We start from the raw sequence: 683 nt of genomic DNA on the forward strand, positions 1-683 counted from the left end.
GTCCTCTGCGCGTTAAGGCAGGTGACACGGTTATCACGTCAATGACGACTGCAACCGTAGAAGTAGATGGTGAAGAGCTGAAGGTGTGCCTCGAAGGCGACCTGATTGGTATCATCAGTTAAGTAGTACGAATCAGATAGTGAGCCGGACGAAGTTGTTACCCGGTCTATCTGACTCAATTCCGGTGTAGCTCAGCGGTAGTAGCAACGGACTGTTAATCCGTGGGTCGCTGGTTCGATCCCAGCCACCGGAGCCAAACATGCGCGGGTAGCTCAGTTGGTAGAGCACCGGACTGAAAATCCGGGTGTCGCTGGTTCGAGTCCAGCCCTGCGCACCAACGTTGTGACCTCGTAAAAATCGTAGGAGGGGCTGATTACCCCGACCGCAATTTGTGTCCCGGGCTCGGCCTGTGTGTCGCTAGTGTAGATTTTCCACGTGTTGAGGTCAACTAATCAATTGGGGACTAGCCAAGTCAGGTCCAAGGCACTGGGTTTTGATCCCAGCATTCACAGGTTCGAATCCTGTGTCCCCTACCACAGGTGTTTAGTTCAGCTGGTAGAACGGCGGCCTCCAAAGCCGTTGGTCGGGAGTTCGAATCTCTCAGCACCTGCCATATTCAGTCAGTAGAACTGACCAGCTACTGATTCGGGTTCGCCCGAGATTCATGCACGACGGTATTGCAC

3 tRNA genes are annotated in these 683 nt (G+C 53.7%); all 3 read left to right on the forward strand.

Going from position 1 to position 683, the window contains the following annotated elements:
- Positions 1 to 180: 180 nt before the first annotated feature.
- The 3 genes from AC1RPH_RS07650 to AC1RPH_RS07660 all read left to right on the forward strand — a co-directional run bounded on the left by AC1RPH_RS07650 (position 181) and on the right by AC1RPH_RS07660 (position 613).
- A tRNA-Asn gene (locus tag AC1RPH_RS07650) sits at positions 181 to 256 on the forward strand.
- Between the two features lie 5 nt (positions 257 to 261).
- Positions 262 to 337 (forward strand) — tRNA-Phe (locus tag AC1RPH_RS07655).
- A 200-nt stretch (positions 338 to 537) separates the two neighbouring features.
- Positions 538 to 613 (forward strand) — tRNA-Trp (locus tag AC1RPH_RS07660).
- The last annotated feature ends 70 nt before the right edge of the window (positions 614 to 683 follow it).

It is taken from the genome of Dellaglioa sp. CoH-57-MRSF-16 (genome assembly GCF_056782055.1).